The following is a 21,803-nucleotide window of genomic DNA, read 5'->3' on the forward strand; positions in this document are numbered from 1 at the left end:
CTCAATTCTTGTAAGTAATGTGTTAATAATGAAGGGGCCATTAGGCCCCTTCTCTTTTAAAGATTAATGAGACTGTGGTCTATACAGTGGAATATTACAATCGCTTGTAGGGGATAACTTCCCTAATGCTTCCTGCTCCTCATTGTTAATCACAACGGTGCATGCTTCTTCCCCAGTGGTATCACAGTCTACCCTTGTATCACAAGGCTCATCTGTTTCAACATATCCAAATTCAAGCGAAAATGCATTTGAAGTATGTGCAGTACCCACAAAAGCTCCAAAAACACCTAGTCCCATAACCATAACGGGAAAAATGACTTTTCTTTTTAAGGTTTTCATAATTTAAAAAATTTAAAAATTAATATTAAATGGCCTACTCTTTTACAGGTTTTCAGCACATTAAAGTCTCCTGATCCCGGCCGGAATATTTTAAAAATCAAAAGCATCAGCTTTTAATGTGTACTTTATTAAATACCTATCGTGTAAAGCATAAAGTTGATTACCCTTTACCATAAAGTTTCTCATTGAATGGCCGTCATGATCATAGAGGTAAAAACTAAGCACATAACTATTATCCTTCAGTTTATATACATCTATGATACTGGCTTCATCTAGCATTTCTGCAGGTTCATATTGCCCTAAGCGCTCAGAACGTATGAAGAGATATTGCCCTGCAGTAGCCACATTAAGATTTACTGCAATCGACTTAGGTCCAATTTTTATTGTATTACTTCCTGTAGCAATATCCAGCTGTGCCTGACTTAAAGTATCGATGGTGTTCGCTCTATATTCGAGCTTAAGATCATTATTAATTACCAAATACTCATTGCGGTAGCGATACACATAAATAAGTTTATCCTGATTCTCATTATATCGCAAAAAGCCATCTACGTCAAAAATTCCATCTACCTGTTTCACTAATAATTGTGGGGCTATCCTAAATGATGCGGAATCTTTAAAGCTCAATAGGCCCAGCTCATGATCTCCTGTATCTTTATTTGCCGTTAATACAGCAAAGGTTGCATCCTGAATGGGTTGTACTTTGTAAAATGGATAATCATTTTTTAATACCACAGATGGTCTCCACTTCCCAATTGTATCCATAAAAATTACAGGAATACTTCCATCACCCAGGTAATACTTATTATCTAGCACCCGAAATTGCAGAGATCTGAATGCATACTTTTTTATATCAGGAATATCCAACTTGTGGTGTGTGGTATCCTGTAGTTTCCTGTCAATAGTAATGATGTGTAAAGGAGCTGTAGTATTCCCTAAATAAATACTATCGTTTGTAATCCCAGCTATGTAATAAGAGTTATAGCCTAAATTAATTTTTGTTTTAATTTTCGCGACATGCTGTGGATAGCGACGTATAAAAGCATTGTTGCGTTGTAGCTGATGTTCTGAAGTCAAATATAGCGTAGTCATTAATGCTGTGCTTATTAATAGACTAGTAGCTAGCATTATTAAAGTAGATCGTTTACCTTTTTCAACATTATTGCACATAAGAAGAATAGCCGTCGCAGCAAGAATTACACAGAAGAGGTTAAATATCAAATGTTCTGTCCAACCGAGGGATTCTAAAATTCCGCCACAAGAACAAGGAATGTAATCTGCGTAGTTGAGTATAATAAAGATATATGCGGTAAACATTGCCATAAGGCAAAAAGCCCCGTAGAGGGCATATATACGCAGTTTATTTATATACAAAAGGATGGCAATAAGGTATTCAAGTAAGGGTACTAGCACCACAATATACTTAGCCAGTGTACTGAGTACCGGGGATTGCCCTACTTGTACCTCGAAGTTCTCGAATTCCAGTATTTTGGCCGTGGCAGCATAAACAAATAACAACGCAAAGAAGAAACATGCTATTTCAATGACCAGTCTCCTATATGATGCTCCTGTGTTTTTCATTTTATAAACTTTATATCAAAGTTCTAAATGAAAGCGAGTTACAGGTTGACCAATACGTCTATTAAATTAAACGATCTGTTTTCTACTCCCCCTTTAACTTTGATCTGTAATAACTGGGAGACAATCCAAACTGTTTTTTAAACTTTCTAGAAAAGTGAGCAAGTTCATTATAACCACATTTCTTAGCCACTTCGTACACAGGAAGTTCAGTGGCTCTTAGCAGCAGTTCCGCCTTTTCTAACCGCTTTTGCGTATGGAATTGGTGAATAGTAATACCATATGCTTTTTTAAACTCTACCTTAAGTTTAGTTTGATTGGTTTGATGAATTAAACCTATCTTTTTTAGTGAGGGTAACATCTTATCAAGATTCTTTAAGACATACAATCTTACTTCTCTTACCAACATTCTATTATTGGCTCGTTTTTCTTTTAAAGATTTATAGTCTTTGATCCAAAATTCCTTATCAGGTTTTAGATCAGGCTGATCATCCTGGTAAACATTTATAATATATAGTTCTTTATCTATTGCAAAGAACACTTTATCCAGGTTACAAAAGAAATCTATGGAAGCATTATTTGCCGACTTGAAACTCAAATTAAATCGATTTCTTGCACTTTCATTTTTAGCCTCAAGTAATTGATATTTCAAAAGATCTTCTGAAGTTTTGTCAAGGAAGGAATAAATACTTTGAGAAAAGTAGGACTTGGGATACCCCATCTCGGCAAAGAAATTAGGAGAATATGATTTAATAAAACCTTGTTCATCAACTATCACCAATTGATTTGCAAATAAGAGTCTGGACTTCTGAATACTTAAGCTATCGAGGAATGTAATTTCTTCAGACATCATATTCAATAACTGTGCTATTGTGCCAATTTGATCCCTACTTTCTGAAAGCGTGTTTTTGTATTCAAAATTACCTTTTGCGATTTCAATTATCTGCTCATAAAGTTGCTCAATACGTTTCTGATCATTTGTCTCCATGATTGCATTTTTTAAGATTATCTATTCATTTATAGTCCTTTAAAAATTCAATAGCTTTATTTTTTTCTGTAAATATTGCGGTAGGACAATGCACCATTGAGGTTTGTATATACATCTTTAGAATTGCTGAAGCATGCTCATTTTTAACGAGTATAGCCAGTGCTTTCATCAAAAAAGATCCCTCTGTAGATAAATAATCTCTGGCCTGTTTATGAGCATTATCAACTTCTCTTAAGTCACAAAAGATAGGGTACGAAGATCCATTTTGCAATTCCATGCGTTGATTAACAATAGCAATGGCACTTCTATAATCGATTACTTTAAAGGGCTTGTAGACAAAATAGAATATACCCTCACTGATCCACATTTTTGCAAATTCTCCTTCCACATACATTCCGCTAATATTTTGGATTCTACGAATTTATACAATTCCATCCTATTTCAATTTGCACTAAAAGACATCAAATTTTACTAAAAACTAAATAATTACAATTTTATTTGGTTGAATTTGAATGTTTAGACATAATACTTGTCTGATATGCCATTAATCACCGTCTTGTATAATAGTGGTGCTGGATATTGATTAGTTTGAGGGAATTAATCAAAATAAGTCATACATGGCCAAGATCAAACACAATCATTTTCTTGATACTGTAGATGAGATTATCTCTAAAGCCAAACGGGCTGGTATATTACACCTGAAAGCCGAAGATACTTCTTTAAATGGACGATATATTACAATAAACGGAATACGCTGTTATCATTTTGGAACCACTGGATACCTGGGTCTTGAGCAAGACAGTCGCCTCAAAAAAGGAGCTATAGATGCCATTAAGAGATACGGAACTCAGTTTCCTTTATCTAAGACCTATATCTCTCATCCCCTTTATGCTATATTAGAAAACCAAATTAAAAGGTTATATGGTTATCCTATAATAATCACTAAGAACAGTACCTTAGGGCATATTGCTGTGATTCCTTCTGTAGTAATGGATGATGATGTAGTACTCCTAGATCATCAGGTTCACTGGAGTGTCCAAAATGCTGCTCAAATATTAAAACTTAGAGGAGTTACTGTGCGCCTTGTGCGTCACAACAATCTAGAAATGCTAGAAGACATGATTAAGAAGTATTCTTCTAAGGCCAAAAAGATCTGGTATATGGCTGATGGTGTATACTCTATGTTTGGTGATTATGCACCTGTACAAGCACTTTTAGCTTTAGCTAAGCAATATACACAACTACACCTTTACTTTGACGATGTACATGGTATGAGTTGGCAGGGCAAGCATGGCAGTGGATATGTAATGAGTCAAATGAAATCTATACCACACAACGTACTTATTTTTGGAACATTAAGCAAAACATTTGGTGCGTCTGGAGCGGTTTTGGTTTGTCCAGATAAGGATCTGTATCACAGAATAAAGAATTTTGGAGGACCGCTAACTTTCTCTGCCCAATTAGAGCCCAGCGCCGTAGGAGCAGCTATAGCTTCTGCCCAGATACATCTATCAACAGAAATATATACACTTCAAGATCAATTAAAATCAAGAATCGATTACTTCAACACATTATTATCAGATACTGATCTACCCCTTGTATCAAAAAACGATTCACCAGTATTTTTTATTGGAACCGGCCTCCCTGCAACGGGGCATCGATTAGTAAAAAAACTTATAGACAATGGATACTTTGTAAATTTAGGCTTATACCCTGCTGTACCCGTTAAGAATACAGGAGTACGAATAACAATATCCATACATAATGATTTTCATGATATTAAGAATTTATGCCAAGCATTAGAGCAGTATCATTCAGAAGCACTTATAGAAACAGGTAATACAAATGAACGTATTGCAGCTGCGTTTGGGTTGAGCGAATCTACGCGGTTAAAAGCTATACAAAATAGGAAACTCAAACTACGCTACTTTGAAAGCATTAACCAAATAGATGTCTCATTATGGAATGAAACAATAGGACAGAACAATATGATGGATTGGAAAGGAGTTCAATTTCTTGAAGAGGTCTTTCAGGATACTATTCAAAAAGAACATCATTGGAATTTTCATTACATACACATCACAGATAGATTGAATAAAACCATTGTACTAGGGTTTCTCACAGATGCTATTTGGAAAGACGATATGCTTTCTACCTCTGCTATTTCTAAAGCTATAGAAAAGCAAAGGTTAACCGATCCTTATATTCATACCTCCCGGGTCTTAGGGTTAGGCTCAATATTTACAGAGGGAAAGCATATATATGTAAATCGTGATCATCCTATAGCTGAAGAAGCGCTGCGTGAATTTCTAATATTTGTAGAAAAATTAGGAGCAGAAAAGAATGTGTCAATGACCGTTCTAAGAGATTTTGAACCCAACTTTTCATGGTCGAATCTCTTTTTAAAAGAAGGATTTTTCTCCATTGACATGCCTGATTCATCCATCGTAACCGATCTCGATAAAAAGTTAGAGTTCCCTTACATCCACTATCTTTCCAAGCGGTCACAAAAGCATTTTAAAAAGGATATTGAACCGCACGAAAATCTTTTTAATATCAATATTCTGCAGAAACCAAGCCCCAAGAGAATTACTACATACTATGAACTCTATAAACAAGTTAAAGAAAGAAATCTAGCCATAAATACGTTTACCTACCCTATTAAATTGTTCAAAGAGATGGCTGCTCATCCCAATTGGGAGTATATAGAACTAGCATTAAAATCGGATAAGAAAATATTAGGGGTAATGTTTTGCTACAAGAACGTATCGAAAAAATACGTTCCCAATTTAATAGGTATGGATTATCGTTATGCCCGAGATTATCATGTTTATAGACAGTTACTCTATCAAACCGTAAAACGAGCTAAAGCTTTAGGATTTAATCAAATCGACTTTGGATTTAGTGCCTCTTTTGAAAAGCGAAAAATAGGTGCAACTACCCTATCCAAAAAGGCTTATGTACACACCAATGACAATTTTATGTTAGAACAACTGGAAATGATGAGAAGCGGTAAATAAAAGCTCAAAACCCACTTTATTCTATTCCGCTTAAATCATCACCCCATTTGAAAATACATCTACCTCACTATTTGTTAACCCGTCTAGTTAATAATATGTTCGACGCCGAAATCCAAACATTCCACAACAAGCTTAACAACGAAGTGCTAAGCATCATTAATCCATTAAAAAAAGCAGCTACGGGAATTGATGTAGCCAATACTTCCCTCTCTAACCTCAAGGCCATTGTTGAAAAAGAAGATTTTGATAATGTCCCGGAAGAAATTGATTTTTTTAAAAATATCAAACCCTGTCCCATGAGTTATCTCATATACTTCTCCGAGATGCGCTCCTGTGAGACAAGAAAACCTAAAGCGGGACAAAGCTTTAAGGTTCGGTTTTTAAAAAAGAATTGCGAAAGATCAATAAGTTCTTTTATCAAAATAATGATTTTGTTCAATATATGGAACAAGGTCACTCCTATATGGATCATCAATTATTCACGCGTAATCATCGAAAAAACTTTCCCTTCACCCCTACCATAAATTATTATCAATACCCAGATTTTTCCAGCTCCCACGATATGTTATGGGCAAAAATCCAAGCAATGTACATGCTTATTCATCATATACGTGAAGCTCTTGAAGCCTTACAACCAGGAAGCATTGAACAGTTTCAGCCTAAAAAACATAAAGTTATGCTCTGGTCTGGATCTAAAACAGCCCTTGTAGAATTGATTTACGCCCTGTATGCTTCCGGAGATCTTAATCACGGCACCTCTGAAATAAGTACTATTGCATCATCCTTTGAAGATTACTTCAACATAAAACTGGATAATATTTACAAAACCTACTCAGAAATAAAAGCTAGAAAAAATAACAGAACAAAGTATCTGGAAAACTTAATCGTAGGGTTAGAGACAAAGATGAATAAGGATGACAAATAAAGGTTTTCGAATCCCCTATAGACGTAACTACGAAAAAAGCATTTGCTTATAAACAGGTACTAATTTTTACATTATTATCCTGTAAATGCCAAGATTCTGATGCAACTAAATGCTAAATTCTCTGCATGTTAAATTTTCTCCCCCTACGTAAGGCATTGTGAAAGATTCGTAGCAAAACTCATCAAATTTGAAGAACGAAAGTCAAATCAATTTAGGGCTATCAAAAAAGAATTATGGTCTTAAAATTAAATCGTTCTATTATGTCAACAAATATTATTACCACAGATGATCTTCGAAATTTTAAAATGGAATTACTCGAGGATATCAAACGTTTATTAGCCAAGCAATCGGATACAAATCTTAAGAAGTATTTGAAATCCTCAGAAGTAATGGATTTATTGCAAATAAGCCCCGGTACGTTACAAAATCTTCGCGTGAATGGAACTTTACCGTACACGAAGGTTGGTGGTATTATCTATTATGATGCAGAGGAAATTCAAGAGGTAATGGAAGCAAATCATATAAGACACAACAACTCATAATCCATGAATTATATTAAGCTACTGAATGCGGCTTTTGACAAGTTCTATGCGGATGAGCGTCTAAACCCTAGTCATATAAGTTTATATATGGCGCTATTTTTAGAATGGAATGCCTGCCGTTTTATTGATGAATTTTATGTAAACCGAAGAGATATTATGAGGGTTGGTAAAATAGGATCTAAAACAACCTATCACCGCTGTATCGTTGAACTGGAAAAATGGTCATATCTCAACTACTTTCCTTCTAAGAATCCCTACAAAGGAAGCAAAATTAAGATGACCAAATTTTGGATTAGTAATGAACCAGATACGGGACGGTACAATCCCATATTAGAACAAGTGGCAGAACAGTACAATCCCAGAGATGAACCACCTGCGGTACAGTACCGTCCTAAAAATGGCCATGTAGTGTACCGGCACAATCCCACCAGTGGACAAGCACTGGTATCTAATATAAACAATATCAAACAGGAAAACTATATCAAACAACCAAAGGACTGTAAGGTTGTTATTGATTATTTTAAAGAAAAAAATTTCGACCTTGAAGATGCCAAAAGTTTTTACAATCACTACAGCGAACGTAAGTGGCTTTGCGGCGATGGTAATCCTGTTAGAGATTGGCGAGCTTTAGCAAGCAGTTGGGTTGACCGGAAGAAGGTATTTCAATTGGAAAATACTTCCATAGACAAACAAATTTTTCAATCTGAAAATCAAGGTATTAAGGATAATCTAAAAACTTCAAAATCTAAAGATTATGGACAACCCCTCTAAAATAATCGAAGGAAGTGTAGAATATTCATTGGGAACATTTGATGGTAAAAATGTATGTTATGATTTTTCAAAAATCCTAATATATTTAGATGTAAAAGGGAAATTGCTCTTTGGTAAAAAGTTTAGGATTTATGATGAAGATCGAAAAACTTTGTTGAAGTTATGCTCCTATTTTACAAGAGATAAGAAAAACTGTAGCAAATATGATCTCGATATAAACAAAGGTTTATTGCTATCTGGTCCGGTGGGCTGTGGCAAGACCAGTTTAATGAAGCTATTACGTCATATTGTACCATTACAGCGCCCTTATGAAATGATCCCTTGTCGAAATGTAACTTTTAGTTTTAATCATTTAGGGTTTAAAACGGTTCAGGAATATGGAAACTCCAAGTTTTTCTGTTTTGATGATCTGGGTGTTGAGCCAGCAGGAAGATTTTACGGCAAGGATCTAAATGTCATGGGGGAAGTTCTCTTATCAAGATACGATCTGTACTTAAAAACCAAAAGAGCAATAAAAACACATGCTACCACCAATCTAAATGCAGAAGAACTAGAAGAACGCTATGGTAACCGTGTACGTAGCCGAATGAGGGAACTGTTTAACTTGATAGCATTTGATAAAGATGCGGGAGATAAGAGGGATTAATATTTATAATATGGCCTATTATTAAGTAATAGACCATTATAAAAAATTTAGAACTTTCGTGATAACCGATCAATTAAAATCTGATAGATCGCCTTAACTATTCTTTTGAGGATGTCCATTAGTTCAAGTCCAAGATCCTTCATAGTTTTATTTTTTATTTAGAACATACCAAATCAATTCAGCTAAAATTTTGGTAGAATTAGGCTTTAAGAAATAGTCATATTCGTCCTGATTACTCAAAAACCCCAATTCCAACAGTACCGAAGGCATATCTAAGATCGTTTCCCGAAGCACCTGAAAATTTGCAAATTTCACACCTCGACCCTCAAAACCAAGTTTATTTTTAAAATCTGATTCTAGTTTATATGCCAACCAAATTGATGAATCAGAGAATTTTGTTTTCCGGTTACCTACATACACTTCAATACCTCTAGCATTGGGATTATCTGAATGATTACAATGCAGGGACAAAAACAAATTTGCTTTCAATGCTCTGGCTATCTTGGTTCTATCCGACAGTGAAATTAGCGTATCTCTATCCCGAGTCAAATAGATTTCTAAAGGTGAATCTGACTCTTTATTAAGTTTCGAAATGGCGCCTGCGATATCCAAAACAACATCTTTTTCCTGAATTTCATTTATCCCTATTGCTCCCGGGTCATTTCCCCCATGCCCAGGGTCTATCACAACCACTTTGTTTGCTTCGATCCCCTGACTGAAAAGCAGACAACTTTTCAAGATCAAAAAAGTAAAACTGACGTTTTTGAGCATATTTTTCATTTCTACAATTCTAGTTTTTATCTCCTTACCATTGAAATTCCATAGAAATTAAAATCAAATAACAGCAAAGAGAATTAAATGAAAGTAACTAATATTTTAAATATAAAAAATTGATTTACAGGTTTTTATATTCAAATATATGTAAATTACTCCTAACGAAAACAACACAATTTCTAAACTTATTCATTATGAAAAAATCATTTTATCTGGCGACTATTCTTTCGCTAGTATCCAGTTCACTTTTTGCACAAATAGGAGGTATTGAAGATTCGGTAAATGATGTTTCAGATACCATAAGAACCATTTTTCCAATTATCCTTGGAGTCATTTTTCTGGTTGGGTTTTTATTTAATGCCGGACACTTCTTTGGTGAAAATGCAGATCTGAAGAAAGGAATTACCCGTGTTTTGGTTTTCGTACTTATTGCCGGGGCTGTGGTAGGGATTTTCACCTATTTAATTGGAATAGTAGTATAGATATGAAGCAGTATGAAATTTACCGAAATATAAGGAAACGCGCTATGATCTTTGGACTACCCCTTTCCTTATTCGCGTTGATGATGATAGCTATCCTACTAACCCTTTTAATTATCATCTTCTCATTCGGGTTGGGTATCATGCTGGGGCTAGTTGTATTTGACATACTCTTATATATAGGGCTAACCAAAATCGCTCATACCCCTAGCCTATTTCAATGGGATAATCCATTTCCAAAAGTCATTAGCAACAAAAGAAATTCAGGAATGTATTATGAAAAGAATTAATCTGGCCTCTTTCCGTCCAATAGCAGATATTCAGGATAATATTGTCTTTGCCAATAATGGCAATGTAGTACTAGGTTACAAGGGCAATCTTCCAGAAATCTACTCGCTTTCGGAAAAAGACTTTGAGGATATGCACAGCGCCTGGTTTCAAGCTTTTAAATCCTTACCCTCCGGAACTGTAATTCATAAACAAGACGTCTATTTAAAAAAGAATTTTTCATCTGAACACCTACCTGCCACATCCTTTTTAGAAAAAGCCACCCATGATTACTTTGAAGGAAGAGACTATTTAGAACACCAATGCTATTTGTTCTTTATTTTAAAAAAGAATACGTCACTCAATAATCCAAAATATGTAAATCCTTTTAAGAAAATATCACCAGGCATTGTACAAGAAATAAATGAGAATGTAAAAGACTTCGCGAATGCAGTTGAAGATTCAATTTCCTTTATAAATAACAGTCGAAAAATAGAATGCAAGGCGCTTACAAATGATGAATTACATGGATTCACGCATCAGTATTTCAATGGATTTAATGAAGGATGTACAACCGATATTATCCTAGATCAAAAAGATTTTACCATAGGAAATAATCATTATGATGCCCTGGCCATCAATAACGAACTGTGCTTTGGCGAAAGAGTACAAAGTAGTAAAACCAATGAGAAATTCACTTCAGATGATTTTGTATTTCATCAAGGGTTTATTGATGGCTTAGGGCTTACTCTAAATGAGAATCATATAATTAATCAAATACTATATCTGGATGATAAACATAAATGGAGAAGGATACTCGACAAAAAGGTAGAGGAATTAAGCAAAAGCTCCAATTTCGGATCACAGAACAAGGTTGTTTTAGGCAAAATCCAACAGATATTAGATCAAATAAATTCAGATGATAACGCGAGAATTATACGAGGACATTTCAATGTAGTGTATTGGGCTAAAGAAGCTAAAGCATTAGAAAAGATCACATCTAAAATAAAAACTGAGTTTAAGGAACTTGATATTACCCCCTATTACCCCAGAGGTACAGAACGTAAAAATTATATTCTTAATAGTTACTTCTGCTTTTCATCTAATTTCTCCAACGATGATCTATATGTAACCGATCTCAAACATGCTTTATGTCTCTTTATAAATAACAGTAAATACAAGTCTGACAAAACGGGAATAATCTTCAATGATCGAGAATATAATATCCCGATTTTAAAGGATGTGTGGGATGAACAAAAGAAGCGTATCAAGGCCCGAAACTTTGCAATTTTCGCTCCCACCGGTGAAGGAAAATCATTTCTAGCAAATAATATACTTCGGCAATATTTTGAAAGTGGTGTGCGGTTGGTAATTATCGATCTTGGTGGATCCTATACCAAGTTTGCTAAGCTATATCCTGAAAAGTATACAATCCTTAGGTATGAAACAGGAAAAAATCTTGGGATTAATCCTTTTTTCATTACCCAAAAGGAAGATCTTACGCCAGAGCGTTTAGAGGACTTATCTGTTTTCATATTTGAACTTTTTGCATCAGAGCATAATGTTACCAAATCTCAGTCTGTATCCTTAAAAAAGATACTTCGTCATTACTACAGTCATACAGATACTAATCATTCATTAGCCAATTTTTACACCTATATAGAAAGGAATCAGAACACCATTCTGCATGACCTTAAAATCCATCCCGACTACTTCAATGTAACCAGTTTTTTACATGTCATGTCCGAGTATGTCGGGAATGGTCTATATAGCTTTCTATTTGAAGTACGCGAGGATCAAACTTACAAACTTGAAGACAAGCGATTGATTGTCTTTGAGCTTGATGAAGTTAAAGATAATAAAGAGATTCTATCTGTAATGTTGAAGCTCATCAAGACAGCCGTACAGCGAACGATCTGGAAAAACAGAGCAGAAAAAGGCATCATATTATTTGACGAATTTGCAAAACAATTAAAGTTTGAGAATGTATTAGAAAGCGTTGAATTCTATTATCAAGCGATCAGAAAACAAAACGGCGCTATTGGTATCATTTTACAATCTATCAATCAATTACCTAACAACGCTACCTCTGCCAGTATACTGGAAAACACTCAGGTACTCTATAGTTTAAACAATGAAAAGGGGTATGATGCACTTGTAAAAAGGCTCAATCTAACAAGCCATGACCTCAACCAACTTGAATCAATTAAGAACAACCTCTCTGGTTCAAGAAAGTATACTGAGATGTTCATCAAAATCGGAAAGGAGAGCAACATATTTCGCTTAGAAGTCCCCAGAGAAGTATATGCAGCCTACCTCACGGATGGAAAAGAGAACGAGGAAATTATGGCAATTTATGATAGAACAGGAAACATGGAAGAAGCCATTAAAGAATTTATATCCAAAAATTAAATACTCATGAAATCTAACATTTTATTTATCGCAATGGTATTAACTATTTTAATACCGCTAAGCTCAAGATCACAAGGAATGCCAGTATATGATAACACCAACTTTGTAAGTCTAGTCAAGCAATTGGTAGAGTCTGGAAAGCAAACCGCTCAACTGATTAAATCAGTAAAGTTTTTAAAAGAGGCCAAAGAAAGTGTAGAGAAAGTTTCCAATGTGGTAAGACAGCTAAAAGCCGTCCGTGAAATAGGACGAAACAATCAACGCTTAATCAATGTAATGCGACATGATCTTAGAGCCATTTTAAATTCTCCTTATATACGGGCTGATGAAATCACACGCATCAACGAATCGTTTGACGCAATTGTTGAGAACTCCTTAGAAACCATGGACTTTATTGATGAAGTTTTATCCAGTGATTACCTCAAAATGAGTGATGCCGAGCGTGCAGAGATACTTAAGGAAAAGGAAGCTGAATCTAGGGAAATGGTCTCGAATATCAATACCAGAACCAAACGCTATAAGGATATTATCTCCTTTCGAGAAATGCAGGATAAAATCAATAACCGGGAAAAATCATATTAAGATGGAACTTCTAATGCTTTTAGGGTTCGGGCTTGAATATGTGGACACAATATTTCAGACCATTCAAAACAGCCAATTTTCCCAATATACCATTGTGGGAATGAAAGCACTTGCTATTCTGTTTTTTCTAATTAATATCCTTAAAAAGTATAATGAAGGTATAGCCAACAAGAACGGCTACACTTGGGGATTGAGTCCAGAGGAGCTCGTGAAAAATTTTGCAATCGTTCTGCTTGTAATATTCTCAACTCAAGTATTAGGGCTTTTTGATGGTATACTCGTAGCCATCGAAAATCAATATAGAAGCACTGCCCCTGCCCTTTTGCCTTTACAAATGCAAGACATACCCATTGAAGAAGATGTGGGAATACTTGAAGTGGCTCAGGCGGCCATGACCCTACTCTATGAAGCATTGATTACACCTCTTTACGGATTTAAGATCATTGCATTTATCATTGGAATGTTTCTATGGATGCTTGATCTCTTTATATATCCTCTTTTTCTAGCTGAACGTTTTTTCCTTTTAGGTATAATGCAGGCATTTTTTCCCCTAGTTATAAGTCTTGCCGTATTTGAAAAGTTCCGTTCACTCGCCTATACTTTTTTTAAATTATATGCTGCGATATATATGCTTGTTCCCGCCTTTTTTCTAGTTAATGTTTTTATCAATGCAATATATACTGAGGTCAACACTAATTTCTGGGAAGATTTATTTGGTACCAATACAGGTCAGGGCTTTTTTGCACCTGTAGTTCAATTAGGCACTGTAGGCTTTATTGTTTTTTTAAAAATCAAATTGTACAAAAAAGCGACTTCATTTACGCTCAGATTGTTTTCCAATTAAATATGCGATCATGAAAACACCATTTTTAAATATTTATAAGATACTCAAGCTTAATAGGTTTATAGTTATTGCTGTGATCGTTTTTGCTTTTATAAGCAGCTCACTCTCAGTTTTTATAACCTATACTATCCATGAGAAGTCTCTTAACAGTGTGTTTGCTATAAACACTGACGGTAGTATTATCCCGCTAAAATTAATCGATCAGAGAGAAAATTTTAAGGTTGAAGCATTAGCTCATTTAGAGCTTTTTCATAACTACTTCTATGATATTGACGCTAGCAATTATGAACAGAATCTTGAAAAAGCCCTATGGCTGGGAAATAGTTCAGTAGACAACCTTTATCGGCAGAAAAAAGCAGACGGTGTTTACAATAGACTTATACAATACTCATTATTACAGAACGTGCTAAATATCACTTCCACGATTTCTATAGTAGATCATCAATATCATTTTAAGACCAAGACCATTTTTGAGATTAACAGAGGAACTGTCAAAGACACCTATGCATTGATCACAACAGGCAAACTTATACCAGTAGATCGCAATTTTCCTAAAAACCCACATGGATTGTTAATCACTGATTTCTTTGAAGAAAGCCTACAAAAGCTCGATAAGAACAAGTAATAACCCAGTAAAGCAAACAAATTAAATCTTCATAACGTGTTATGACTCTAAAGAAAAACAAAATTGTATTTATTTCTGTACTGGCTGTTCTTTTCCTATTTCTGATATCATATACAATCCTGATTATGGATGATAGTGAAGAAAATGGTCAAGACCTTAAGCAGACAGTAGTTCCTGAATTAGAAAAAGATCTGAAAACCTATACTTCCAAACTCGACGCCCTTGATAATTTAAAAGAGGCTAGGGAGACAACTGTCCCGAGTATATATAGTGAAAAGTTTATTGATTCCTTAGGCTACTATGATCCTAAACTAGATAACAAGGAAAAGAAACGGGTCGTTGATAGCATCTATGCTGCCAATAAAATAAAATATACACCCGCCTCCACAAACTCATCACGACATGCAATTTCTAGAATTAAGGAGGAACCTGAAATTGATTCAACAGAATATAAAAACGATCTAAAGATCAAAGCACAAGAATTAGGTTTAGAGCATCAATTATTCTTTGCGTCAGCGCCAAAAATCAATGACCAAACACTATTCAATAACACAGATAAAAATATAGTGGTGGTTGTGGATGGTAATCAAGTAGTAAAAGCCCACTCCAGGTTACGTATGCGGCTAACGAAAGACACAAAAATTAATAATGTAGTCCTTCCTAAAAACACAGTACTCTATGGCTTTATCAGTTTTAAACCCAATAGAGCCATGATTAAAATAGAAAATATTCAATCTATTGCTACGAGTCTTAAGGCCTTTGATATAGATGATGGTGCTGAAGGTATATATGTAGAAAATAATTTCAGATCTGAAGCCACAGAAGAGATTGTGGATGACGTAATACAAGATATTAATATTCCATCAGTTCCACAGGTTAACGGAATAACAAAAGTTCTTAGGCGCTCTAATCGCCATGTAAAAGTTACGATTCTAAACAACTATAAATTACTACTAAAACCTAAACCATGAAATTTTACACTCACCTTTTAATTCTTCTTATAGTTCTGTTTTCATCGCAGTTAAGTTGGAGTCAACAGCACCTTAATACAGCTCATGGTTTAGATACAATTTATGCAAATGAAACCAAGAATGTCGCGCTCTTTTTTCCTGACCCTATTCATCAGGCAACAACAGGAACAGAAAATTTTGTCTTTACATTCAATCGAGAAAAAGAACAATATTTTGGGTTGCTCCAAGCCACGAAAGGTGAAAACAGCAACTTACTGGTGATCACTAAGAATGGTTCAATTTTCTCATATATAATAGGTTATAAAAAAGGAATTAATCAAGTCAATTATTTTATAGATAACAATAACAGTATTGGAAATGTAGATCCATCTATAAATAACACAAAAGATACGGCAACGACAAAGCCCGTAATGCCTTTAGAGAATAGTGATTACAAACTTTTCTGTAATTCCCTGTTACGGCGAAATCAGCATTTAGGAAATATCAAAAAAAGAAAAGGAGGGATTATTCTAAAAGTTGATAACATAGTATTTAAAGACGAACAGATTTATTTTGTAATTAAGATAGAAAACAAATCCAATTTAGACTATGATTTAAATTTTCTAAACTTCTATCTAACCACAAGGAAAAAGGGAAAACGAAAATCCTTACAACGTATATATAGACCGTCTTTATACGTACATCAATTACCAAACAAGGTAAAAGCTGGAGATCAGATAAGAACTGTATATGTCATGCCTAAGTATTCCCTTTCTAATGATAGAAGTATGATGTTAGAATTAAACGAAAATCATGGGGAACGCATCGTTAAGTTGAAAATCTCCCATAGATTTATCAATAATCCCAATTGAAAGGATATTTCTTGAGATAAAACGTTTGTAAAAATTACTAGTCACCATTTAATAGCGCCATCCATCATATGTCTCTGTTTTTAGCCAATCCTTGTCATACTCAAAACTGAATGCTTTCTACCCTTTGGCAAAATGCGCATAAAGTACTCCAATCAAAGTTGCTTTTTCTAAGAACTCCCTATCAGCAAATACATAGTTATCAAATTTTCCTTTTGTCATAACATTCTATAATAAATCCAGGTCCTGCAGTTTGCTACCTAGCTCATCATCTAAGGCCAATTTTTTAAAGTTATCTTCTAAATTCACACTTGAAATACGTTGAAATATGAGCCCATAGATACCGCTGGATCTCCCTTCTAGATTCGATACAAAGTCAGACGAATAAAACCAGCCCATTCAGCAACTTGAACTGTAGTAAGCTTCCTTCTTTTACGAGCCAGTTTTATATTCTCCCAGCTGTTCAAACACTCTCTGATTTTTCGGTAAAAGAATTATTTTTTAAGTGTTCATATCTTCCTTATTTACACCAAGCAAAGAATAAAGGTGGTAATATTCATTGATGCTTCATAGTACCCTTGAAATGTAATTTATCAACCTGTCAAATTAAGTCATTGTGCTTGCGGGGGGTAATCTTCTATATTTCCCATCAATTGAATATTGACCGTGCCTCAGCATAAATGCGTTCAAAATTCTTTTCTAAATCAGCCTTAGTACATTGCTGAATATCCTCTGGTAAAGCTCTTTTGATACTAGCAAGCTTAAATTGTACCTTTTTATCATTCCCATCTGCATACGTAACAAATTCACCGGGTTGTAATCGGAAAAAAACATCAGACCTAATTTTGGGTATTTCCTTTTCCCCGGTGGTTACCCTCGTATCAAAATCAAGATTATACCCGCGGCTGATACTTTTTGTAGGGTTTTTGATAATCTGAAAGAAGCGCTCATAGTATTTTGAGGTATCAGGATCATTCACTTTTCCAAAAAACTGATAAGATAAGTTACTCAAAATCGCTTTACTAGCTTTATCGCCATACATCATATCATTTTGAATTTTGTCTTGCATCACATAGATCGTCGCTATATTATAACTACGTAGCGTAGCCGGTACACGATGCATATTTAATAAACGAATGGTTGGCGCTTCTTCCATTAGCAAAAACGATTGTTTTTGACCTCGTGTACTCATTTGTTTAGTTAATGTGTGAATAATAGTAGCTATCACGGGAGAATAAGAAGTTTCATATTTAGGATTATTCACCACTGATATAACCCCTGGGTTTTCTGTATTATTGATATCAAGGGGAACTTCATCTGCAGACAATACCATAAAAATCCGCTGTGTACTGATACGTTTAAGGGCATTAGCCAAAGTACTTTTTACGCCCGCTGTCTGTCGATCAGAATCCTTTCCACTAATAAATGCGTCTGCCATAGCTCTTGAAGTGATATTGGTTTCTAAAAATTTAATCAGACTATCTGTATCAAGAAACTGGTAGATCGCGATCAGGTGAGGAAGAGTACAATAATCGGGATAATCCGTTTTCAATTTCCATATAATTCCTGAAATCAATCCTTCAGCAGCATCATTAAAGAATTTTGTAGTACCACTGGTACCTGATTCACGCAGTTCCAATAGATTTTCGATGAGTACTCTTGCTACTTCATTGACGCTTTCTTCATTATCCAAATATCGAGGTGCAATGGGATTTACTCTATGCATAATTTTATCAAAAGAGATGATTTTAAAGGGTATATCACTAGTCTCAAAAAGCGGATATGCAATTTCAGTAAGTTCAAAATGTTTGTAGTCATGAATAACACCACAAAACTTGTTTTGACTAAAATGCTTTAAAAAACCATACACTACACTTTCTGTTTTCCCACTCCCTGCTGATCCAATAATTGAAGCTCCCCGTTTGATATTATCTAATTCAAATTCTCCATTAGAAGTTTCGAAAATGACATTGTACACCGCATCTTTTTTAATAGGAGTTTTTGTCTCATGCAGAAATACATACAACACAATATTCATCATCATCAGAGGGCAATCCAGATATAGTAATATCATATGCAATGAATAATCGTTATACATGCAATAAGTTAGAATTCCAAGAATTAAGAAATTGAAGACAAAAGCATACTTACTTACCCGATACATAACGTAGAAGGCCACGACTGTCACTCCAATTGTACATAAAAGATATGTTATAAACTTTATATCCACGATTATATACCTATTGAACTGGAATTGATAGCGATCTCAGCACCACGCTTTAACCTTTTCAATACTCTAAGCGCAATTTGCGCTTTATTTATAGGAACTGAAGGTACTATAGAAGTCCCTGAAGCATTTAATATTTTAAAAGCTAAAGCCTTTTCATTAGCTGGTAATTTTAGTAATGCTGCGAAGTACTTCTGAGGATTATTTATGAAATTTTTTCTAGCCTTATACGTTTCTGCATAGTTGCGTTGATAGGAAAAAGTTTTATCAAAAATTTTCTCAGCCTCCATAAAGAAGTTATCTCGATCAAAACCTCTTTTCACTATCTTACCATGCATCTCCACTTCAGAAGCTTTATGCTTACTACCTGGTGATAAACTATACGAATTAGAAGCATCCTTTCGGCTAACAATAATATGAATATGACTTTGATTCCCTGGTTTCAGCATACCCTGGACGATTCTTTTTCCATCAATTTTATGGGGAGCATTCTGCTCAAGTTGAGCGATTTGTTTTTTTACTAATAGGATACGCTCAGTTTCTCTTTCAGATTTGGCATTACGAATTTCATTTTTTAATTGAAGGATCTTGGTGGCATACTTTTGATTTTCTTGAACCTCTTTATCTGTACCTTTAAATTTTCTTTGATGTTCAATTTTCGCAAAGTATTTGATATCAGTTATTGAGATAGGACGACCATTGATTTCTCTATTGAATGAAGCAGCGTATACTTTCATCAATTCCTGTGTATATTCTTTTAGATTTTTTGTAGTATGCTTCAATTGTTTCAACTCATATTTTGATGGATTCACTGTGATCGAATAAAATTTAGGTTCTCTTTTTTTCAGTTTGGCAGTGTTCGCATCAATCTCTTTTATTACGTTTTCTGATGGTATTCCATCACCAAACTGATTAAAGAAATATTCATGATTTTCTTGTGGTAATTCTTTATTTTCCTTTTCAAGATACCCTACAAAATCTGCTGCGCTCTGTGAATACTGTTTTCCTAATTTTTGAGGTGAGATAGTGATATACATGGAAGTGATTTAAAAATTATTCTCAAGAATTTCTCTTTTCCTGATATTGGGGTGTTGAGTGATCATCAGCATATTTCTTCTCTACAAACAGCGGTTTCTCTGGAGGTTCTTCCATTTGAAAAAGAGATTGAAGCATTGCGGCCGTGGGCTTAGTTTGTGTTTTTTCCACGTCTCTCATTATGGCAATGACAGCATTAATTCTTTTTAGAAGTTTATTTTCCAGTGTTCGAGCTGTAGGACCGAGTTGCTCTTTTGGTGAAATCTCATTATAGAAGAAAAAATCAAGCATCGTGGCCATGGCCTCCGTATGTGATTTAAAATGTTTTTTAGAAAATTCTTGAAACCGTTTAGCAGTATCTTTTTTAAATCTAATTCCAATAAATGTTTCCATATTTTGCCGATTTGTAGCAAATAGGTCCCGAAAAATGGCAGTTTAGCGGACAATTGTCGCAAATTATTAAAGACGAGAAAAACAATTAATTTACAAACCCTTGTTTTTCAGCGTTTTTAAAATTGATAGATCCTGTTAACATCGCGTAGCGTGTTACCCTCTTGCTTTTCCTTTTCGTTCGCTTCAAGCGAACAAAAATTCAAACGACCAGAATCATTTCGATACATTTTCGAAAGCGAACTGCTGTTTTCGGAAATACTATTTCCTCTATGATTTATAATAAATCGGTTATCGGCGAAAGAGTTTAGATAACCGGATTGATATCAAGGCATCAATCATCTTTAAAGATATTAATTTTCAGCGAATTATTTATACTTAAACAATAAACACCTCACACGAAAGAGGTGTTTATTGCCAAAAGTATTTAATTACAAAATGCCCTCATCTGCAAAACTGTAATATTCACCATTGGGGATAAGAATGATATGGTCCAGAACACGAACATTAAAAAGCTCTGCTGCCTTTTTTATTTTATTTGTCAGTTTTATATCCTCTGTACTTGGCTTTAAAATGCCACTAGGATGATTGTGAGACAATATAATTGCTACGGATAAAGATTTCAAAATTACTGCAAATAGTAAACGTAAATCCACCATTGTTCCTGTGATCCCTCCTTGGGAGATTTGATATATTCCTTTCACCATATTATTATTGTTTAATAGCGCAATTTTGAAAGTCTCATGAATCCCAATCGTATCCTTGTCCCAGCTGTTATATAATAACTTTGCACCTTCTCTGGAATTGGAGACCTTATGCCAACTAGAAGCTTTATAGCCTCCTTTATAACTTATTTTTATCTCGTTTATCGTATTTTTCATTGCGTCAGAATTGAAACAAAAAAAAGAGAATGCGCATATATCAATAACGCATTCTCTCTTTTTACATATTAGTCTTCACTTTTTGCTCCAAGCAGTAATATTTCATCTGCTATTACTTCAGTCACATAACGCTGATTGTTATCCTCAGCAGTGTAGGTTCGAGTTTTAAGCTTACCTACTATTCCTAATTCTTTCCCTTTATCAATGAACTTTTCAACGATTTCTGCGGTCTTACCCCACGCTACGATAGTGTGCCAATTAGTATCGGTTTGTTTTTCTCCTTTACCGGTTTTGTAATATTCATTAGTTGCCAAAGAGAAACGGGCTACTTTCTTTCCGCTTTCGAGATTTGTAACTATTGGTTCTTGTCCAACATTTCCGATTAGCTGTACATGATTTTTAATTGTACTCATAACTTAAATTTTAAAAGATTAATAATCCCCTTGTGCATTATTTTGAAATCAAATTTTAAGGGGTGTTTGTTTGATTTCTTTCGTGCATCGCACAATGGGAAATGTGGGTTTTGTCAAGGCTTTTAGAGCACAAATCAGGAGTGTCTGCGACGTAGTAATCCCGATAGTTATCGGGATTCAAGGAAGTAGAAACCTTATCTGCGCTCTAAAATCAACCACGGCCTTGATAAGTTCCATAAGAGTATT

21 protein-coding genes and 1 pseudogene are annotated in these 21,803 nt (G+C 34.7%); 12 read left to right on the forward strand and 10 right to left on the reverse strand.

The features are described from left to right. Positions 1–63: 63 nt before the first annotated feature. From ACZ5L8_RS06360 to ACZ5L8_RS06375, 4 genes are all read right to left on the reverse strand, one after another. The gene (locus tag ACZ5L8_RS06360; RefSeq protein WP_464440431.1) at positions 64–339 is read right to left on the reverse strand and encodes a DUF6520 family protein; all 276 of its coding nucleotides are present in this window, start codon (positions 337–339) and stop codon (positions 64–66) included. A 90-nt stretch (positions 340–429) separates the two neighbouring features. Further along, positions 430–1,920: a MauE/DoxX family redox-associated membrane protein gene (locus tag ACZ5L8_RS06365; protein WP_464440432.1), complete on the reverse strand. Its 1,491-nt coding sequence runs from the start codon at positions 1,918–1,920 to the stop codon at positions 430–432. A gap of 82 nt (positions 1,921–2,002) precedes the next feature. Further along, positions 2,003–2,905 (reverse strand): helix-turn-helix domain-containing protein, encoded by a 903-nt coding sequence (locus ACZ5L8_RS06370; RefSeq protein ID WP_464440433.1) that lies wholly within the window; start codon positions 2,903–2,905, stop codon positions 2,003–2,005. 25 nt (positions 2,906–2,930) lie between these two features. Beyond that, positions 2,931–3,299 carry a DUF7793 family protein gene (locus tag ACZ5L8_RS06375; protein ID WP_464440434.1) on the reverse strand — a complete coding sequence of 123 codons (369 nt, stop codon included), beginning with the start codon at positions 3,297–3,299 and terminating at the stop codon, positions 2,931–2,933. A 223-nt stretch (positions 3,300–3,522) separates the two neighbouring features. Here ACZ5L8_RS06375 and ACZ5L8_RS06380 point away from each other — a divergent pair, with 223 nt between their 5' ends. The 5 genes and pseudogenes from ACZ5L8_RS06380 to ACZ5L8_RS06400 all read left to right on the forward strand — a co-directional run bounded on the left by ACZ5L8_RS06380 (position 3,523) and on the right by ACZ5L8_RS06400 (position 8,809). Continuing rightward, positions 3,523–5,925 (forward strand): aminotransferase class I/II-fold pyridoxal phosphate-dependent enzyme, encoded by a 2,403-nt coding sequence (locus ACZ5L8_RS06380; RefSeq protein ID WP_464440435.1) that lies wholly within the window; start codon positions 3,523–3,525, stop codon positions 5,923–5,925. 323 nt (positions 5,926–6,248) lie between these two features. Then, positions 6,249–6,850: pseudogene (locus ACZ5L8_RS06385) on the forward strand (RteC domain-containing protein). A gap of 260 nt (positions 6,851–7,110) precedes the next feature. Beyond that, positions 7,111–7,392, forward strand: coding sequence for a helix-turn-helix domain-containing protein (locus tag ACZ5L8_RS06390; RefSeq protein WP_464440436.1), 282 nt, complete (start codon positions 7,111–7,113; stop codon positions 7,390–7,392). Between the two features lie 3 nt (positions 7,393–7,395). Next, a complete protein-coding gene (locus ACZ5L8_RS06395) occupies positions 7,396–8,163 on the forward strand; it encodes a hypothetical protein (RefSeq protein ID WP_464440437.1) in 768 nt (255 codons plus the stop codon). Continuing rightward, positions 8,147–8,809 (forward strand): ATPase, encoded by a 663-nt coding sequence (locus ACZ5L8_RS06400; protein ID WP_464440438.1) that lies wholly within the window; start codon positions 8,147–8,149, stop codon positions 8,807–8,809. Before ACZ5L8_RS06395 ends, ACZ5L8_RS06400 begins: the two co-directional genes overlap by 17 nt. A gap of 147 nt (positions 8,810–8,956) precedes the next feature. Here the strand turns inward: ACZ5L8_RS06400 and ACZ5L8_RS06405 are convergent, their stop codons facing one another. Next, entirely contained in the window at positions 8,957–9,589 is a 633-nt protein-coding gene (locus ACZ5L8_RS06405; RefSeq protein ID WP_464440439.1) for an N-acetylmuramoyl-L-alanine amidase family protein, read from the reverse strand. Between the two features lie 188 nt (positions 9,590–9,777). Here ACZ5L8_RS06405 and ACZ5L8_RS06410 point away from each other — a divergent pair, with 188 nt between their 5' ends. The 7 genes from ACZ5L8_RS06410 (at position 9,778) to ACZ5L8_RS06440 (ending at position 16,614) form a co-directional block, all read left to right on the forward strand. Next, on the forward strand, positions 9,778–10,065 hold the full coding sequence (locus ACZ5L8_RS06410; protein WP_464440440.1) for a hypothetical protein: 288 nt from the start codon (positions 9,778–9,780) through the stop codon (positions 10,063–10,065). Between the two features lie 273 nt (positions 10,066–10,338). Continuing rightward, on the forward strand, positions 10,339–12,741 hold the full coding sequence (locus ACZ5L8_RS06415; RefSeq protein WP_464440441.1) for a TraG family conjugative transposon ATPase: 2,403 nt from the start codon (positions 10,339–10,341) through the stop codon (positions 12,739–12,741). Positions 12,742–12,747: 6 nt separating this feature from the next. Then, positions 12,748–13,323 carry a TrbJ/VirB5 family protein gene (locus tag ACZ5L8_RS06420; RefSeq protein WP_464440442.1) on the forward strand — a complete coding sequence of 192 codons (576 nt, stop codon included), beginning with the start codon at positions 12,748–12,750 and terminating at the stop codon, positions 13,321–13,323. Position 13,324: 1 nt separating this feature from the next. Continuing rightward, complete coding sequence (locus ACZ5L8_RS06425; protein ID WP_464440443.1) at positions 13,325–14,167, forward strand: hypothetical protein; 843 nt, start codon at positions 13,325–13,327, stop codon at positions 14,165–14,167. A 10-nt stretch (positions 14,168–14,177) separates the two neighbouring features. Then, entirely contained in the window at positions 14,178–14,792 is a 615-nt protein-coding gene (locus tag ACZ5L8_RS06430) for a conjugal transfer protein TraK (protein ID WP_464440444.1), read from the forward strand. 41 nt (positions 14,793–14,833) lie between these two features. Further along, positions 14,834–15,763: a conjugative transposon protein TraM gene (traM, locus tag ACZ5L8_RS06435; protein WP_464440445.1), complete on the forward strand. Its 930-nt coding sequence runs from the start codon at positions 14,834–14,836 to the stop codon at positions 15,761–15,763. Beyond that, complete coding sequence (locus ACZ5L8_RS06440) at positions 15,760–16,614, forward strand: DUF4138 domain-containing protein (RefSeq protein ID WP_464440446.1); 855 nt, start codon at positions 15,760–15,762, stop codon at positions 16,612–16,614. The genes traM and ACZ5L8_RS06440 overlap by 4 nt, the downstream gene beginning before the upstream one ends. 646 nt (positions 16,615–17,260) lie before the next feature. On the opposite strand, the gene ACZ5L8_RS06445 is transcribed toward ACZ5L8_RS06440, so the two are convergent. The 5 genes from ACZ5L8_RS06445 to ACZ5L8_RS06465 form a co-directional block, all read right to left on the reverse strand. Then, positions 17,261–18,775, reverse strand: coding sequence for a type IV secretory system conjugative DNA transfer family protein (locus tag ACZ5L8_RS06445; protein ID WP_464440928.1), 1,515 nt, complete (start codon positions 18,773–18,775; stop codon positions 17,261–17,263). Between the two features lie 68 nt (positions 18,776–18,843). Further along, positions 18,844–19,875 (reverse strand): MobB family relaxase, encoded by a 1,032-nt coding sequence (gene mobB, locus ACZ5L8_RS06450; RefSeq protein ID WP_464440447.1) that lies wholly within the window; start codon positions 19,873–19,875, stop codon positions 18,844–18,846. Positions 19,876–19,897: 22 nt separating this feature from the next. After that, the gene (locus ACZ5L8_RS06455) at positions 19,898–20,266 is read right to left on the reverse strand and encodes a BfmA/BtgA family mobilization protein (protein WP_464440448.1); all 369 of its coding nucleotides are present in this window, start codon (positions 20,264–20,266) and stop codon (positions 19,898–19,900) included. A gap of 428 nt (positions 20,267–20,694) precedes the next feature. After that, complete coding sequence (locus ACZ5L8_RS06460) at positions 20,695–21,144, reverse strand: JAB domain-containing protein (protein ID WP_464440449.1); 450 nt, start codon at positions 21,142–21,144, stop codon at positions 20,695–20,697. 68 nt (positions 21,145–21,212) lie between these two features. Next, entirely contained in the window at positions 21,213–21,557 is a 345-nt protein-coding gene (locus ACZ5L8_RS06465) for a single-stranded DNA-binding protein (RefSeq protein ID WP_464440450.1), read from the reverse strand. Positions 21,558–21,803 lie beyond the last annotated feature (246 nt).

The organism is Leeuwenhoekiella obamensis (genome assembly GCF_055391795.1).

Bases quoted from the DNA above. Each gene is read 5' to 3' on its own strand.
- ACZ5L8_RS06360 (WP_464440431.1), bottom strand. From the start codon at position 339: ATGAAAACCTTAAAAAGAAAAGTCATTTTTCCCGTTATGGTTATGGGA.
- ACZ5L8_RS06365 (WP_464440432.1), bottom strand. From the start codon at position 1,920: ATGAAAAACACAGGAGCATCATATAGGAGACTGGTCATTGAAATAGCA.
- ACZ5L8_RS06370 (WP_464440433.1), bottom strand. From the start codon at position 2,905: ATGGAGACAAATGATCAGAAACGTATTGAGCAACTTTATGAGCAGATA.
- ACZ5L8_RS06375 (WP_464440434.1), bottom strand. From the start codon at position 3,299: ATGTATGTGGAAGGAGAATTTGCAAAAATGTGGATCAGTGAGGGTATA.
- ACZ5L8_RS06380 (WP_464440435.1), top strand. From the start codon at position 3,523: ATGGCCAAGATCAAACACAATCATTTTCTTGATACTGTAGATGAGATT.
- ACZ5L8_RS06390 (WP_464440436.1), top strand. From the start codon at position 7,111: ATGTCAACAAATATTATTACCACAGATGATCTTCGAAATTTTAAAATG.
- ACZ5L8_RS06395 (WP_464440437.1), top strand. From the start codon at position 7,396: ATGAATTATATTAAGCTACTGAATGCGGCTTTTGACAAGTTCTATGCG.
- ACZ5L8_RS06400 (WP_464440438.1), top strand. From the start codon at position 8,147: ATGGACAACCCCTCTAAAATAATCGAAGGAAGTGTAGAATATTCATTG.
- ACZ5L8_RS06405 (WP_464440439.1), bottom strand. From the start codon at position 9,589: ATGAAAAATATGCTCAAAAACGTCAGTTTTACTTTTTTGATCTTGAAA.
- ACZ5L8_RS06410 (WP_464440440.1), top strand. From the start codon at position 9,778: ATGAAAAAATCATTTTATCTGGCGACTATTCTTTCGCTAGTATCCAGT.
- ACZ5L8_RS06415 (WP_464440441.1), top strand. From the start codon at position 10,339: ATGAAAAGAATTAATCTGGCCTCTTTCCGTCCAATAGCAGATATTCAG.
- ACZ5L8_RS06420 (WP_464440442.1), top strand. From the start codon at position 12,748: ATGAAATCTAACATTTTATTTATCGCAATGGTATTAACTATTTTAATA.
- ACZ5L8_RS06425 (WP_464440443.1), top strand. From the start codon at position 13,325: ATGGAACTTCTAATGCTTTTAGGGTTCGGGCTTGAATATGTGGACACA.
- ACZ5L8_RS06430 (WP_464440444.1), top strand. From the start codon at position 14,178: ATGAAAACACCATTTTTAAATATTTATAAGATACTCAAGCTTAATAGG.
- traM (WP_464440445.1), top strand. From the start codon at position 14,834: ATGACTCTAAAGAAAAACAAAATTGTATTTATTTCTGTACTGGCTGTT.
- ACZ5L8_RS06440 (WP_464440446.1), top strand. From the start codon at position 15,760: ATGAAATTTTACACTCACCTTTTAATTCTTCTTATAGTTCTGTTTTCA.
- ACZ5L8_RS06445 (WP_464440928.1), bottom strand. From the start codon at position 18,775: ATGTATCGGGTAAGTAAGTATGCTTTTGTCTTCAATTTCTTAATTCTT.
- mobB (WP_464440447.1), bottom strand. From the start codon at position 19,875: ATGTATATCACTATCTCACCTCAAAAATTAGGAAAACAGTATTCACAG.
- ACZ5L8_RS06455 (WP_464440448.1), bottom strand. From the start codon at position 20,266: ATGGAAACATTTATTGGAATTAGATTTAAAAAAGATACTGCTAAACGG.
- ACZ5L8_RS06460 (WP_464440449.1), bottom strand. From the start codon at position 21,144: ATGAAAAATACGATAAACGAGATAAAAATAAGTTATAAAGGAGGCTAT.
- ACZ5L8_RS06465 (WP_464440450.1), bottom strand. From the start codon at position 21,557: ATGAGTACAATTAAAAATCATGTACAGCTAATCGGAAATGTTGGACAA.